Annotated in this window: 10 protein-coding genes; 4 read left to right on the top strand and 6 right to left on the bottom strand. The window is 66.9% G+C overall.

The window, feature by feature from the left end; genetic code table 11:
• Positions 1–426 precede the first annotated feature (426 nt).
• The 3 genes from ABZ721_RS23910 to ABZ721_RS23900 all read left to right on the top strand — a co-directional run bounded on the left by ABZ721_RS23910 (position 427) and on the right by ABZ721_RS23900 (position 7,142).
• Positions 427–2,073, top strand: a complete 1,647-nt coding sequence (locus ABZ721_RS23910; protein WP_358790714.1) for a hypothetical protein — start codon at positions 427–429, stop codon at positions 2,071–2,073.
• Positions 2,074–2,184: 111 nt separating this feature from the next.
• Positions 2,185–5,070 carry an AAA family ATPase gene (locus ABZ721_RS23905; RefSeq protein ID WP_358790713.1) on the top strand — a complete coding sequence of 962 codons (2,886 nt, stop codon included), beginning with the start codon at positions 2,185–2,187 and terminating at the stop codon, positions 5,068–5,070.
• Positions 5,071–5,306: 236 nt separating this feature from the next.
• Positions 5,307–7,142 carry a sigma factor-like helix-turn-helix DNA-binding protein gene (locus ABZ721_RS23900; protein WP_358790712.1) on the top strand — a complete coding sequence of 612 codons (1,836 nt, stop codon included), beginning with the start codon at positions 5,307–5,309 and terminating at the stop codon, positions 7,140–7,142.
• Between the two features lie 258 nt (positions 7,143–7,400).
• Here the strand turns inward: ABZ721_RS23900 and ABZ721_RS23895 are convergent, their stop codons facing one another.
• The 3 genes from ABZ721_RS23895 to ABZ721_RS23885 all read right to left on the bottom strand — a co-directional run bounded on the left by ABZ721_RS23895 (position 7,401) and on the right by ABZ721_RS23885 (position 11,096).
• Positions 7,401–8,333: a hypothetical protein gene (locus ABZ721_RS23895; RefSeq protein WP_358790711.1), complete on the bottom strand. Its 933-nt coding sequence runs from the start codon at positions 8,331–8,333 to the stop codon at positions 7,401–7,403.
• 415 nt (positions 8,334–8,748) lie between these two features.
• Entirely contained in the window at positions 8,749–9,951 is a 1,203-nt protein-coding gene (locus ABZ721_RS23890; protein WP_358790710.1) for a helix-turn-helix domain-containing protein, read from the bottom strand.
• A gap of 788 nt (positions 9,952–10,739) precedes the next feature.
• Complete coding sequence (locus tag ABZ721_RS23885) at positions 10,740–11,096, bottom strand: ATP-binding protein (RefSeq protein ID WP_358790742.1); 357 nt, start codon at positions 11,094–11,096, stop codon at positions 10,740–10,742.
• On the opposite strand from ABZ721_RS23885, the gene ABZ721_RS23880 reads away from it, so the two are divergent.
• Positions 11,055–11,186: a hypothetical protein gene (locus ABZ721_RS23880; protein ID WP_358790746.1), complete on the top strand. Its 132-nt coding sequence runs from the start codon at positions 11,055–11,057 to the stop codon at positions 11,184–11,186. The two genes, ABZ721_RS23885 and ABZ721_RS23880, sit on opposite strands and share 42 nt — an antisense overlap.
• Positions 11,187–11,374: 188 nt before the next feature.
• Here the strand turns inward: ABZ721_RS23880 and ABZ721_RS23875 are convergent, their stop codons facing one another.
• The 3 genes from ABZ721_RS23875 to ABZ721_RS23865 are packed head-to-tail and all read right to left on the bottom strand — an operon-like array spanning position 11,375 to position 15,826.
• On the bottom strand, positions 11,375–12,814 hold the full coding sequence (locus tag ABZ721_RS23875; protein WP_358790709.1) for a sulfite exporter TauE/SafE family protein: 1,440 nt from the start codon (positions 12,812–12,814) through the stop codon (positions 11,375–11,377).
• A gap of 29 nt (positions 12,815–12,843) precedes the next feature.
• A complete protein-coding gene (locus ABZ721_RS23870) occupies positions 12,844–14,184 on the bottom strand; it encodes a tetratricopeptide repeat protein (protein WP_358790708.1) in 1,341 nt (446 codons plus the stop codon).
• Positions 14,185–14,230: 46 nt separating this feature from the next.
• Positions 14,231–15,826, bottom strand: coding sequence for a DUF4331 domain-containing protein (locus ABZ721_RS23865; RefSeq protein ID WP_358790707.1), 1,596 nt, complete (start codon positions 15,824–15,826; stop codon positions 14,231–14,233).
• Positions 15,827–15,945: the final 119 nt, after the last annotated feature.

Here is a 15,945-nt window from a genome sequence, read left to right as displayed (position 1 = left end):
GTCCTGGCCACTTAGCGATCCGTGGTGCGCATCACATCCCCTGAGTGACGAGAACACCGATGCACTCTGACTACCCCTCCTACGCCGGGTGCGCCCCATCACAAATCGGCCGATTATACGGATCGTGCAATCCCCACGGTCTCAACTACCTATCCCCTAGGTAGAGCCACGCATTGCCTCCCGACCTTCAAGGCACCAGGCTCAGTCATGGCCCGAAGGAGTGACCTCGGGCCGGGCCGTGACGGGTGGGTCATCCCGCACACGGTCCTCCGGCCACGAGGCTGGTCACTCAAGGCACCCCCTCACAGCCTCCCCGTCGTCGGCAGCTGCGCCGCCAACCGGCACCCCCCGGCTGGCAGCTTCCCAGCGCTGCGGTCAGCGGCTGTCCCGTGGCTGGGCGGAATACACACCATCGAGGAGTAGTGCATGGGTACGGGCGAGCACGCAGGATCCCAAGTCGCCGGCCGGCGGGGGAGACACGGCCGACGCCTGACGACGAAGCACGCCGGGATCATGGCCGCAGTGGCTCTGGCCGCGACTTCGTCGATCGTGTGGGCACAATCGGGACACCAGTCGGCGAGCGCGCGCGACGTCACAGCCGCGTCCGTCTCGTTCCCCCATGGGCACCTCACCTACACCGCAGACAGTCACGGCGACAGGGTCCCCGACTTCTCCTCGGCCGGATATCGAGGGGGCAAGGCGCTACCCGACGCCCCCGCCAAGGTGCAGCTGACGGTGGTGGCATCCGGTGATGACACCACTCGCATCCAGGCAGCCCTCGACAAGGTCGCAAAGCTCCCCGCGCGTGCTGACGGCGTGCGTGGCGCTGTCGTGCTGGGACCGGGGAAATTCCGCGTGCGTGCCGCCCTCACGCTCTCCAGTGGTGTGGTGCTGCGCGGATCGGGCAGCGGCGGTAGCGGCACCATTTTGGTGGCGCAGGGCAACGCCGGTTCGCTGATCACCATCGGCGGGACAGGCTCGTACACCGCCACCGGCAAGCGCACGGCTGTCTCCGATACCTATGTACCGGTCGGCGCCCGAACCCTGAGCGTTGCCGACGCGAGCACGTTCCAGGCCGGTGAGCAGATCGTGGTCGAGCGGCCCACCACCCAACCGTGGATCAAGGCGATCGGCATGGACCAGATGCCGGGCGGAGGGTGGAAGGCGAGCTCCGGCATCCTGGCCGTGCGGACCATCACCGCGGTCACCGGGCACACTCTCAGTCTCGACGCGCCACTGACCACTGCGTTGGACCGGCAGTACGGCGGCGGCAGCGTCTGGCACTACACGCTGCCCGGCCAGGTCAGTCAAGCGGGAGTGGAACATCTCGCGGCCGACGCGACGGCCTTCTCCAAGGACCCGGACTATGGCAAGCCCGCCAGCGGTGCGAGCGCCGACTCCGGCGCCTTCGCCGCCCGACTCATCACCTTCAACGCCGTGCGTGACAGCTGGGCCAGTGACGTGAAACTCACCCACTTCGGCTCGGGTATCTGGGTCCAGGACAACGCCAGCCGCGTCACCATCGACCAGGCCGCCGATCTCGACATGGCCGTGCCCGCCAAGCTTTCCCCACCCCCGGCCTTCATGATCGGCGGCCAGCAGGTTCTGGTACAGAACACCACCGTCACCGGCGACAACATCCACGCCTGGACCACCCAGGCGTACGCCGCCGGACCCAACGTCTTCACCCGAGGCACCGCCCGGTCCCTGACCGGCACAGGCCAAGTCGACGCCGGCCCGCACCTGAAGTGGGGATCGGGCACCCTCTACGACCAGCTGACCATCACCAGTACGCAAGGTGCCTTCATCGTCCGCAACGACTTCGACGGCGGCGCGAGCGGACACGGCTGGCAGGGCGCCAACAACGTGTTTTGGAACATCCAAGCGGCGAAGTACACCCTTCAGCAGCCGCCGACTGCCCACACCTGGGCCTTCGGCATCACCGGCAAGGCTGTCCCCGGCAAACACGACTCACAACTGCCCACCCCCCCTCAACAGGGCAGCATCGTCAGCTCCGGCACCCTGGTCCAACCCGCGAGCCTGTACGCCGAACAGGTCGCTGAGCGGCCCTGACGCATCCAGGGCAGGCTTACCCTCTATCTCCCAACCCCTCCTCTCCGGCGGCCCCGCGAGGAGGGGTCGCCAGCAACCCCTCCTCCAGGGCGCGACGAGAAAGCCGGCTGCGTGCATCCCACCGCCGAACCATCCACCCCTGCCACCGGCCGGTCGGCGGTCCTGGACGAGCTCGCCGAGGCAGCCACCCACCCCCAAGCCCTTTTGACCATCGGGGGCGAGGCAGGCATCGGCAAGACTCACCTGGTCACAAGTCTTCTGGCGCACCCCGCTCTGCGCTCCCGACGCCCCCTGATAGGCCGCTGCCTCGAACTTGAGCAACCCCTGCCCCTGGCCCCCGTCATTGAAGCCGCGACCTGCCTGCCCCCGCCCACCACCGCACTCGCGCCCCTGACCGGAGCGCTGCGCCCGCTGCTACCGGACCTGGCCGCGCACCTTCCCCCCGAGCCGCCGCCTCTCGCGGACGGCGGGACCGCACGCCATCGGCAGATGCGAGCCCTGCACAGCCTGCTCGCATCCGCCGGACCGGCGACCCTGGTCTTCGAGGACGTCCAGTGGGCCGACGCCGCCACCCGTGACTTCCTGCGTCACCTCATCGCCCACCAGCCCGCCAACCTCACCCTGGTCCTCACCCACCGCACCGACCCGCAGTACGCCGCAACCGTGCGATCTGTCCACGCGACCCGCCCGCCGGCCACCACGCGACACACCCCGTGCCAACTCGAGCCGCTCGACACCGCAGACCTCACCGCATGGGCCAGCCACGTCCTGACGACCGGCGCCGTGTCCCCAGCCGTGATCCAGGCCCTGCGCCATCACACCGCCGGCATCCCCGCCGCAGTCACCGCCGTCCTCCAACTCCTGGCCGCGCAGCCGGCACCAGCATCCCGGGCCAATGGGACCAGTCTCCAGGACCTCGGTGTTCCGCCGACCGTCCGCGAGGACGTGCTGGCCGCACTGGACGCTCTGTCCGATGACGCCCGCGACATCGTCCGGGCCGCCGCCGTGGCCGGGCCCCGCGCTGACCTCGCGGTGCTCAGCTCCATGATCCAACTTCCCGCAGTCGCGACGACACGCGCCCTCCACCTTGCCACCAGCCACGCCCTCCTGCACCCCGGCCCCGCCGACACCTACAGCCTGCGTCACCCCTTGGCCCAGCAGGCCGTCTTGGATGAACTGGACGGCCCCCAGCTGCGCGCACTGCACCTGCGTGCCGCCCGAGCCCTCCTCACCGCCCACCCTGGGCCACCGCCGCTGGGCCGCATTGCCCAGCACTACCGGCAGGCCGGCCGCGTCGAGGCCTGGCTGCGTTTCGCCGAAGTTGCAGCCGGTAGGGGCGCAGCAAGCACGGACCACCACGCCGCCCGTCACCTCCTCGACGCTCTTGCTGCTGCTCCTTCGCCGCACCAACGCATTCGCCTCGCCCGCAAACTCGGCCGCACCACCCTTGACGCCCCCTCCAGCCACGAAGCGGTCGACATCCTGCGCCAGGTCATCGCACAGGACAATCCCAACCCGGACCACCGCGGTGAACTGCGTCTGTATCTCGGGCTTCTCCTGCGCAATCAGGCCGGGGCCGGGCTGGCGGGCATGGACGAGATCGCGCGGGCCGTACCCGATCTGCACACCCAACCCGAGCTTGCGGCACGGGCCATGACAGCCATCGCGATCCCATCGATCACCGGCTGGCCCATCGCCGATCACCTGGCATGGCTCGAACGAGCACGGCGCCTGGCCTCAGACATCCACGACCCCGCACTGCGGACAGCAATCGCCGTCAACCACGCCAGCGCCCTGATGTTCACCGCCGACCCCCTCGCATGGCCGGCAGCCGCCGAGCTCCCCGACACCGCTGACACCTGCGCGGAAAAAATCGAAATCGCCCGCGGCAACATCAATCTGGCGCACGCGGCTGCTGCGCTCGGCCACAGCGACCGCGCCCGCGACTTCCTCAGCTGCGCACACGCAAACCTCCACCCCAGCAGCACCTACCTCAGCGGTCTCGCGCAAACAGCCGACCTCCTCCTGGCCTGGACCACCGGTCAATGGCACGCACTGGACACCCATGCCGGCACCGTCGCCACGGACTTCGCCGACATACCCGACGTCGCGGCCGAGGCCATTCTCGTACGCGGACTGCACGCCTTGGCCGCCCGCTGCAACCTCCCACACGCTCGCACCGACCTTCTCCTCGCCGCGCGCACCACCCGCTTCGACACCGGCGTCGTCCTGCCAGCCTCCGCCGGCGCCCTCGCCCGCATGGAGCTGGCCGCCGACAACTTCCACCAGGCCGCCGCCGCGACCCACCCGGTTCTCGCGCACATCAGGCGCACCGCGGGATGGATGTGGGCCACCGACATCGCCCCCTGCGCCGTCGCAGCCCTGGTCGGACAAGAACAGTACGACCAAGCCCGGGAACTGATCGAGGAATTCACCGCCGGCATCACTGGCCGGGACGCCCCCGCCGCACAAGCAGCCCTCATCACCAGCCAGGCGCTCCTCGAGGAAGCCACCGGACTGCACCGTGACGCCGTCGAGCATTTCGAACACGCAGCGCGGTGCTGGCACGCAGCCCACCGCCCATACGAAGCCGCTCAGGCCATCGAAGCCGAAGGCCGCTGCCTGCTGACTCTGTCCGCCGACGACGGCCACGCCCTGTTCGCGCAGGCCATCGACGCCTACAGCCGGTTGGGCGCCGCCTGGGACATTGCCCGAGCCCGGAGCACACTGCGCAGCCACGGCGTGGTCCTCGCTCATCGCCGTGGACCGCGTGGTTATGGAGACCGCCTCTCACCCCGCGAACTCGACGTCGCCCGCCTGGCCGCTACCGGAAACTCCAACCGGCAGATCGCCGACGCTCTCTCTTTGTCCCCGCGAACCGTCGAGCATCACATCGCCAAGGCCCTGCACAAACTCGGCACTTCCCGGCACGCTCTCGCGGCAAGCCTCAGTAACCACGGGGAGAACGAGCCCTCCCAGAGGGCGGACCCACCTTAAGCGGCCTCCCGGACCGTCGGCACCGGGAGGGTCACGGCGCTACGCTCCCAGGCCATCACCCCACCGATCACCCGCGTCATGGCGACCGACGAGTGATTCCTGCGTGCCCGCACACAGTCTCTCGCCCAGGTCCCCCGCCAAGAAGCGAGCTGCCGGCAGGTGAAACACGGCTAGGGACACGACAGTGCACCGAATATCTGGGTGAAGCAAAAGTAATGAAAGGCAATGCAGAAGTCATGGAGTACAAGTCTCGCTCCGACTCGGAACTGGGTGAGTCGATCAGGCATGGATTCGTCGCGAGCGGCTTCGGCTCAGAGGGTCGGCAAGTAGCGGCGAGCAGCGAGCACGGCGAATCCATACAAGAAGTGGCCGATGCGGCAATGGTCGAGATTCGACGCCGGCATGCCCCTGCGGTTTTGAACTTTGCCCGAACGATGTGCGACGAGATGGCCCCCGCGGGAGAGCTGGCCACCGAGGCATTCGTGCGGACATTCAATGCCGTCCGGAACGGGGAGGGCCCTCATGCAGCATGGCGTCTGTACCTTCTGACGGAGGTGCAGCGTGTTGCCGTCCAATGGGTGGAGGACGGACGTGGCAGCAAGCTCTCCGAGCAGTTCTGCTCCTGGGCGGAGAAGGTGACGACTGCGACGCCAGGCGTTGCTGACCCGGTGACCGAATACGGGGGGGAATCCCTCGTCGTGCAGGCAATTCGGTCATTGTCCGAGCGGCGACAGGCCCTGCTGTGGCATTGCGAGGTCGAGCGTGACGACGTTGCCGAAGTGGCCACCCTGCTGGGTATCAGCACCAAGCACGTGGCGACGATGCTGCATCAGTCGCGGGCCGACCTACTCGACGCGTATCTGCAGGCCTACGTGTTGCATACCGAGGACGAAGAGTGCCGTGAGCATGGTGCACTGCTGACAGCCTGGGTGCGCCGGACCGGACGGCGGCGCACCGGGGTGCTGGCGAGCCATGCTGACCAGTGCGAACCCTGTTCCTGGGTGATCACGGAATCGCGGGCGATCGAAGGCTTCCCCGGGCCGAGCCTCGCTGCGGCACTTCTGATCTGGAAGCCGAAGTCCACAGCGGCCTACGGACAGCATGAGCTCGGCAAACCGCGGTCGGTGCGCGGCTCCCTTCTCCACTTCTACTGGCGTCGGAGCGGGTGGCCGTTGAGGAGGGGATACGGTGCCCTGCCCGTTGGCGCTCGCCCCCTGCGTCGAGTGGAGACCGTCGCCATCGCCATCGTCGCCGTAGCGACCTCCGTGATCGCGGTGGGCTCGGTTATCGGGTTGACCTTCTTGCACGGCCGGACCGAGGCTGCTCAGCTCGATGACCCAAGCCCGGTTCAGGTGACGACGCCCGCGGCCCTCCCCTCGACCCCCGTCATCACCCCCACGCCTCAAGGTCCCGAGCTTCACACGGACCGGCCCACCCCTAAGCCCTCCGCCACGCGCTCGACCCCACCCCACCCCACTGCTCCGGCCTCTCCCACGATGGTCCTGCCGACCGGCAACCTCATCGTCAACGGCAATGCCGAAGACGGCGACTGCACCTCGACCGCGAGGCCGGTGCCACCGGGTTGGGCCAGAAGCGGAGGGGCGGCTCAGATCTGCTACGGCACCGGTAACTTTCCCGGGCGAGAGCAGGGTCGTCCTCCGGAGCTGCAAGGTGCAGCGTTCTTCTGGGGTGGCCATTCCGGCCCAGCGGAACTCGAGCAGTCTATCGACCTAGCCCCGATCGAGGGGACAACGACCGCTCTGCGCTACTTGCTGACCGGGAGGCTGGGGGGGTATCGCGCAGAAACCGACTCTGTCACGGTCACGGCCGCGTTTATCGACGTATCCGGCCAGACAGTGAGTTCTACGGTTCTGCGGGCCGTTACTGCGACGGAACGGGGATCCATAACCGGATTCCGGTTCCGCGAGCAGGCCGGTGCGCTGCCGCCGGCCACGCGCAGGATCATCATCAAGGTCGCCTTCAGCGCGGGGGGTGGGACCGGACTCTACCGGGACCCGAAACGTGCCGACGGATTCGCCGACGATCTTTCGCTTCAGCTCGTGCAAGGATGAAAACCCTCAGGTCACGGGCTCATCTGCCCGTTGATTGCCGTCTCTTCGACCTGGAGTGAACGGCTAGGCGTGACCAAACGGCCGTCGAGTGCTGTCCACCACATCCGACCAGACTGGCCCACATCGGCCAGGCAGTCCCGTCCGCAGGGCCGGGTGTACGCGCCTCGGCTGCAGTTGCCTCGGAAGCCGCACTCGGTGAGGTCGCCGCACGATCACAAGATCGCGCACGCCGTATTCTGGATGCCGCTTCGCGTTCCTCTACCGGGCGCGAGCACCCTCGCTCACCGCATGGTAGACATTCTGGGCCTCTACTCCCAAGTGTGGTCCCGCGAGCCAGGTCGGTGGGTTTGGTCCGATGGAAGTGTTGGAGACAAGAGCTGCGACCTCGCCGGGTCCATCCTCTATCCAGCCCCCACCGGACGAGCCGCCGGTCATGGTGCAACCCATCCGGTACATGGACGGCTGGTCGGAAGCGATAGACAAGCGACCCGGACTGCTGAGACACCGCCACATCGTACGGCCGTCGAAGGGGGGCTTCGCCGGGTAACCCCACGTCGCGAGCGCTGGGGCGTTTTCGATCGGGCCGGCGTTGAAGTCAACCGGCAGGGCTATGCCGACCGTTTCCTCCAGGGATCGGGTGTTGCCCGGCTCCGGCTTCACGTGCATGACCGCGAAATCATAGGGCGCCCCTGATCCTCCCTCCGCAGTGCCGGTTGTAATCCACTGCTGCGATGTCTGGGCCAGGTCGGCCCACCACGTACCGAAGGGTGCCACTTCGGTAGCTGTCTGCGAGGCGGGGTCGTCGGCATCGGGCGTTTGGGTGTCGCTGTCCAGGAAGTCCGGAACGAAGACGATGTTTCTGAACCAGCCTCCTTGTTCGCCTGCGTGGACGCAATGACCGGCTGTCCACACCAGGTTTGACTGGCCCGGGTTCGCGGGGTCCTTCACCACCGTCCCCGAACAGACGGCTGGACCTCGCGGAGTGTCGAAAAATATTTTGCCGATAGCTTTCGCGACGCCGCTGTACGGAGATATCTCGGCCTCGGCCTCCACCGGGGAGGGAGCAGGATCTGATATGCCCTGGCTGGAAGTCGAACCAACCGTCCCGTCGGCCGCCGCAGCATCGCGCATGCGAGCGGTGCCCCATAGCCCATTGATGACGGGATTGAAGAAGTCGGCGGCTCCGCGCACCCAGTCCCCTGGGTTCCAGTTCTTCCAGCCCCCGTCCCGCCACTGTTGCATGTCCTCGGCGGAGTCCGCTCGTCCGCGCTGAGCGGCAGAGCCGGCTCCCACGTCGGCGGGACGTTGGCTTCCGCCGCACGAAGCAGTGGTGAGCATGAGGGCCGCCGACAGTGCGATCGTGTGAAGCAAGCGCCCGTTCTTCCGGGACCACATGAGCGACTCCCCAGGGTTGATCGGATCTCGACAGCAGGTGGTCGACACAACGAATCGGTCAGCAAGGTGATGATGTCCAGGTTGAGGCCTGGCATCGGTTCAGCGGTTTCCGCGGACTGACGAGGCGACCGCCGACCGCCGAGACACTCGAGAACGCATCCCGGCGCATGGGACGAGCGCCGCCCGCCGATTACATTGCAACCGGTGATCGTCAGCGATCCGCGGCATGGGCTTTATGGGTGCGGAGCTCCGTTTTCTTTCGCAGGGCCCTAGCCCTGAGCACCATTTCCAGTTCGAAGCGCGCATCCGGATCCCGGAGCCTGGGTCCGAAGATCGTCTGGACTTGATGCATTCGGATTCGGACCGAGTCCTGGTCAATCTGCAGTGCTTGGGCGATCTCCAAACTGTTTCCTTCGCATGTCAGCCAGGCTAGGAGGATTTGGATGATGTGGTCGTGGAATTTCTCAGGGACAGAACTGAGAGCTGACAGATGCCGCGCCGTCAATTTCCTGAGCAGGACTTCGTCTTGGAGGAGCAGCAAGGTGGACAGGTGGTCGGAGCATCGGGCGGGGTGGCTATCGGGGACGATTCCCCGGTCGGCAAGGTCCAGCAGCCGGCAGGCCAGGTCGAGGGATGCCGGGGCGCTGGCGAGGGGGACGACGGGACCGACGGCCGCATGCCAGCCGCGCAACTGCAGTTCCAGCAGTTTCCATGTGTCGGGCTCCGGGTTCGGCAGGAGAAGGTAGGGCTGCGGGCCGGTATAGCAGGCCAAGGAATCGACCGTGGCCGGAACTCGCCCAGCCGGCCCCCCTTGGGGGCGCTCCCCGCTGGACGGCCGCAACGCCACCGCTTGCACGGTGCGCGGCAGTTCCCATCCGACAGATCGTGCCAGTTCGATGAGGGTCCGGCGGGATGGCACCGTCGGGGAGACGAGGAGTTGCAAGAGCTGTTGGCGCCGGGCCGTGGCTTCGGCCCACGCTTCGGCCTGGTGTTGTCTATGGCCCTCGGTGCTGTAGTAGAGCAGTTCGTCGACATGGGTGAGAAAGGATTTGATCACGTCTTCCCAGTCCGCCGACGGGATAGCGTCGAAGTGGCCAAGCTCGCGACTGCGCTGCCAAGCGACGCGGGCCGCGATCCGGTAGGCGCTCTCCAGGCCGTCCAGTGCCTGGCCACCATGGCGCATGCGCCGTCCGAGTTCTCGGTGCAGCTCGGCGGAGGCGTCGCTGTGCCCTGCCGGCGGGCCGTGGCCGGCGACACGCTCAGCGAATTCATAGAGCCCTCGTTCGACGGCCCTGCGGAACGTGTCATGCGGCGTCTGTGCATGCGAGGAAAATTCGGCGCGGATGGCAAGAGTCATCTCTTCGGCAAGGAGAGGAACCTTTTCCTCGATGAGGGGGGCCAGATGGGCGTACAAGGCGCAATAGTCATTGTTGAGGGGTGGGGCGACTTGGATATTGGAGCCGGCCGATAGTGCGTCACCTGGAGACTGCGTCAACTCTCGACCTCTTTCTGTCGTAATTGTCGGGCGCCGACATACGGAATTCTGGGGAAGAAGGCGCCGGTGCCCGTGCTGAAGGGGGTCCGTGGGTCACGGTGAGCTTCGATGCTATTCTTCGATGGCGCGAATATCGCGAATTGTTGCTTTGCTGCTAACAACGCCGATGGATCTCACAGCACAGGGTTGTCGTGCAACTCAGTCACACTGGGACTCAATCGGTGGGCAGCCATGTGCTTCCGCAGGGGCGGGCCGTCTGCCGCTACAGTCAACCCGCCCCAGGTTGGTCGAGATGACCCGACGCCATATGCGACCAGGGCTTCGATTTCCTGCATTGCGCACTAGCTGCCAAAACAAGCTCCGCTCGCGCCGGGCGCGCAGGTAAGGGTGTCGGTGAACCGGCTGGTCATGCGCCGCGGGCGGATAGGGCCCCTTGCGTATAGCGCTGTTGAAAGGCGTCAGCAACCGGCCGAGCACGCTCCGAGATCCCAACAGCGCTGTGAGCCGCCGACCGCGGCACAGGAGAGTCCCTTCGATACCCGCGCCGGTGGTCAGCGCGGTTGGCCACATGCGGTCCCCATGCACGCCGCCGGAGTTACCACGGAAGGCAATACAGTTCGAGATCGGGGTCGAGCGTGGTGTGGCCGGCTGTTGTCGCCGGTTATCGGTGAGGGAGTTGCGGCACTGTCAGTCGCTGGTCGAACAGCTCAAGCGGGCGTCGGGCCGGCGCACGGCACGGTGCAGACGATCTGCTTGCCCAAAGGGGTACGCTCCACTATCCAACCAGGGCAGAGGAGGTCGACAATCCACAGACCACGACCTGATTCCGCCTCCGCATTATCCAATGGCGGTGCGGTCTCGCCGGGGATGGTCTCTCCCAGCGGATCATGGACCTTCACCAACACGCCCGTCGCGCCGCTGGTGACCTGGACGACCACTGGGGCCCATGGGCCGCAGAGTCGGACCACGTTTGCGACGAGTTCGGAGAGCACCAACTGCGCTGACTCCGCGGTGGAGGCGTCATGGCCAGCCGCGATGACCGCGAGCAGGACCTGGACTCGCATTCGCCGCAGGTGCGCAGGGCTGACGCTCATATGCAAGGCGAATCCACCGGGGTGCGCTATCAGGAAGAACCCACAGGTGGCCGCTTCTGATCCGGACCCAGCTGAAGGACTTGGAGGCTGCGGATGAACAGACACGGCGGGCTCCTGGATGCGAGGGGGAGTCGTTCACCCGGGGCCTTGCACGGGCGCGACACTTCGGCGGGCACCCGCTGCGACATGCGAACGTGCCGCGCCGCGAATCCGACTACTGTCCCGCACCGGTGGTCGGCGCAGTCCGGTTAACCGAAGGTGGACGTCGTGCCCTTCATCACGAGGCCGCAGCCCAGCACGAGGACCATTGTTGCGGTGGCGATCGGTGCGGCGTATTGGAGCGCGGGGGAGATCCGCCGGGGAAACCAGGGGCGGTCGCGTGCTGTGAGGGCACGGGAGATGCGGGTGCTGCCCCGGACGACCAGGAGACTGGTGCCGGTCAGAGTGAGCGCGAGCCCGGCGCCGTATGCAAAGGTCAGAAGCAGACCGAACCATGCGCGGCCCAGAGCTGTCGCGCCTACCAGGACCACCACGGCGGACGGGCTGGGCACCAGACCGCCTGCGAAACCCATGACGAGGACACCCCGCAGGGATCGGGATGGGTGCGGGTGCGGGTGGGGGTGCGGGTGAGAGGGTTTGTGCACTCGTAGTTGGCGTACGGCATGGTGCAGCAGCGTCGCGCCAGCTAGCGCGACCAGAGTTCCACTGGCGATGGCGAGCCACGACATCACCTCGGGTCCCCGGGCGGATCCGGTAGTGACCAACAGACTCAGTGCGAGGACTCCGCCTGTGTGGGTGAGCGTCACTGTGGCGCCCAGCGTCACCGCTTCCCGGCGTGAGGTACGGCCGCTGGCGTTCGTGGCGGCGGCTATCAGCGTCTTGCCGTGGCCGGGCGTGAGTGCGTGCAGTGCCCCCAGAAGGATGGCGAAGCCCAGCGCCGTCAACCCGAACGGCCAGGTGAGGTGGTGCCGGGCCACCAGCGCGGTGAAGGACTGAGTCCAGTGGTCAACGCCGCGGGCCACCGCCGTACCCTTGGGCATACCGATGAGAGCAGAAGTATCCAAGGGGGCGGCCGGTGGTCCACCGGATACGGCTTGCAGGATCGCTGAGCGCTGCTGCGGCGGGGAGGACAGCAGATCCAGCGGATAGCTGGTGAGCTGTCTAGACAGGGACGTGGCCGGCACATCGGAGGCCGTGAGGGCGACCCGGTCACCTCGGGCGGTGATCTCGCGCCAGCCCGGACCGCTGGCCACGGGCGAGGGTCGGTAGCCCACGGTCATAGACGGGTGGTCAATCGGCAAGATCGCCTTCAGGGCACAATCCACTCGGAGCGTGGCAAGGCCAGCCTGCCCCCCGCGTACTTGAGCGGCCGCCCGAGTGACGGTAAGGGAAGTGGTGCGACCGTCCACGCTCAGCCGGGCCCCGGCGGCGGCTGTCGCGCAGCGCCGGCGGGCCCACGTGTCCAATTCGGCAGCCGCCCAAGCGGGATTGCCGTCCGTGTTGATATCCGGGCGCACCTGCGCCGTCGGAATCTCGGCCAGGTCCTCGGCATGCTCGACGAGGAGTGCACCGGGGGAAAGGGTCAGCCCGTCGTACTGGTTGGCAGTGAAGTTGCCGAGCGGGTGAGCCGAGGCGTCGGCCGGTGGCAGGAGAACACTGATCGCCGGGGCGACGGTGAGGAGGAACAAGACAGCGAAGTACCCACGATGACGACAACTCACGAAGGCTCCGGGAGGCGATCCAATTGGGTCAGCGCCGCGCGGGCTGCCGGCGCGCCGGTGGGGGAGAAACCGGGATTGAGAGCCAGCGCCGAACGGAGATTTACCCGCGCCTGGTCACGTCGGCCGAGGGCCATCTCGATGATCGCCAGGTGATAGCGGAACGTTGCGTTGCGGTAGCCCGTGGCGAGGGAGCGCTGTGCGTACGGAAGGGCCTGTGCGTCCTGGCCACGGGCATGCAGAGCCCAGGCCAGGGCATCTGCCGTGTGTACGGTATGCCGCTGGTCCCAGGCGCGGTGGGCGGCGGCCAGAGCGTCCATAGGGTTGCCGTGTTCGGTCAGGGCGACAGCGGTGTCCAGGTCTGTGGCTACGCCGTTAGCTTGGGCCAGCACGGACCAGGCGGCGACGAGTGCGAACTGGCGCTGAGCCTGTGGTGGGTTGCCGGAGGCTTGATAGGTCTCGCCCAGAGCAGTGAGCTCCGCAGGCAGTGGAACCTGTTGGACCACCGTGGTCAGGTCTCGCAGCGCACCTTTGAGGTCTCCACGTGATGCCCGGGTCCGGCCGCGTCCTTCAAGTGCGGGAAGGTATTGAGGATCGGCACGTAGCGCTGTGGCGTAGTGCGCGAGAGCTTCGTCGTAACGTCCCTGCGCCCAGGCAAGGTTGCCTAGAGCCGTGGCGCTGTAGGCGGTCTCCGCAGGGGTACTGGCGTCTTTCAGCGCCAGGATCAGGATGCGGCGGGCCTCGACGGTGTCGCCGCGCAGTTCCCGCACGTATGCCAGACGGGTGAAGGCGGGAATGCCGGGACGGACGGCGTCTGCATGCTGAGCAGCGGCCAAGGCCTCGTCGTAGCGACCCAGTTCGACGAGGGCGTCGATTCGTACGGCGAGTGCGCGCTCGCCGTATGGATTGACCGCCAGCGCCGCATCCGCGTAGCGCAACGAAGTCTGGAAATCGTGGCGCGCCGCGGCCAGGGCGGCGTACCCGGCCAGGGCGGCGTCGTTGTCCCGGGGTTGTAGAGCCAAGGAGCGGCTGAGGGCGTCGCCTGCCTGCGGGTAGCGGCTGGAGTCGCCGGTGGTGCGGGCCTGCTCGATGTAGGCGGCACTCAGCGTGGCCCAGCGTGCCGGGTCGCGCGGGTGGGTCTGCAGGTACTGCTGCAAGGCGGTGATACGGGTGGCGACATCAGTTGCGGTCAACTGTGGCGTCACCGTATCGGTAGCGGAGAGCGCTCCGTGTGCGGTGGGCGAGGGTGCGCCGTCTTCGTGGACGAGTGCTCCGGCCGTCATCAGGGACGTGAGTGCGAGAACGCTGACGGTGGTGCGGACCTGGTGCCGACGCGGCATGGTCGATCTCCTGTCAGGACACGGTCGCGGTTGGTCGGGCGGTGCTCTATCCGCGCCTCGCGGAACGCGGACGCCGCCGGGATCGGCTCAGGCGCAGCCAGATCAGGCCGATGACCAGGAGAGCGGCCCCGACGAGTCCTGCGGCTGTGGAGCCCACGAGGAGCAACGGGCGACCGTCGGATGAGTTCGGTGAGGTCGCGGATGCCGCCGTGAGGGTATTGAGCAGTGCGCTGGCGGGCTGAGATTGGCTGTCGTCGATGCCGGTATCGGCACCACCGCTGGCCAGGGAGCCGCGTGACCCGGAGGTCGGTAGGGCCAGGTAGGGGAACGTGCCGCCGAACATCTGGTCATTGGCGTCGACTCCGTCGCCCAGCTCGTTCTTTGCGCCGACGAGTTCACCAGCGACGACCTGGAGCGAGATGTCGAGGACGTCGTCGGACAATCGCCGGCCGTTGGGAAAGCCGGCGTTATCGCCGTCCAGGACGCCAAGGCGCTTGGGCTGCCGGGCCGGTGAGATCGACGTGTTGAGCCGGAGCTCTTCCCCGGCTCGTACGCCGGGCGGTTGGTTGAGCCCGGGGACGCCGGTGAGAAACACCTGCACCAGGTCATTGCGCGGTTCAGCGGGCGCCGGGATGTTGTAGATCTTCTGCAGCAGTCGGGGCAGCTCGGGATGGGTGACAGAGCGGGCGAACTGTGCATCCTCCCAGGGGGTGGAGGCGTTGAACCGGTCCTTGTCTTTGAGCGGGATGACCACCTCGTTGACCAAAGGCATGCCCAGACGTGATATCTGTGCCCACCCGCCGCTGGCCGTTTGGCGTTGGGTGGTGCTCCAGATCCCCAAGATCGGGCGGTCCGCCGTTGCGCCGAGCGTTGCCGAGGGGACTTGCAGGGCGACGCTGTTGACGTTGTAGCCCTTAAGGGTGTCCTGGCCGGTCTCGGAGAGGTTGCCGCCGTACAGCAGGTCGAAGACCCGAAGGTCCACGAAGAAGGGGTCGTCGGCCTGTCCTGCGAAGCTGGTGGAGTCGTCTGCCAAGCGGCGGACGGCCTGGTCGCGCAGGGTGCTGTAGTGCGGCATGGAGGCCCTGCCGACGTTGGAAGGAGCGACGGGGGCGTCCTTGGTAAGCCGCTGGTTGCCGATGAGGCGGCCATCCTTGAACTTCAGCAGGTTCAGGTCGTAGGTCTGGCTGAAGTTGAGATCGGCGTCGTCCAGGGATGTCACTACCCCGGTGTTGTACAGAAACGTGTGCTGGGATCGGATGTGGTCCTTGAACGTCCACCGATAGATTAGTTCGGACTGCCCGTCACCGGTGCTGTCGATATGGAGGTCGTACTGTGCGTCTTGGGCGAATTGGTAGAAGTTTGGGCCGCCGGCGGGATCTTCGAACGGAATCCAGTTGGCAACCAATGTTGTGGTGGCCGGTTTGTCCGGGCTGACGAACGCGTAGACGTCGGTGTTGTCATAACGCGGCTGTCCAGAAATCAGTGGCGCCTCGCGGTGGCTGGAGGCCAGAGCTTTTTCCGGCCTGAGAGCATTCATGCCCACGCTGGCCAAGCCTCCTGCGGCGAGCACACTGCAGGCAATCATCGTGAAGGTTTTCCTGGCCGTTCTGCGTCCGGGCCGGTTTCCGTATGCGGCGGTCATCGTGTCCGTTCTTCTTGCGGATCGACTCCGTGTTGCTGGTGATGCGCTCCGGGACGGATCTGCGGCTTGGCGGTGGAAGGGCTGGGGGCCCGCACCCGCGTGCGTCCCTGCCTCCACAG

The organism is Streptomyces sp. NPDC006733, from assembly GCF_040636125.1.
GTDB lineage: Bacteria > Actinomycetota > Actinomycetes > Streptomycetales > Streptomycetaceae > Actinacidiphila.
Note: the sequence above shows the minus strand (reverse complement) of the source record. Positions and strands in the feature narration are given on the sequence as shown.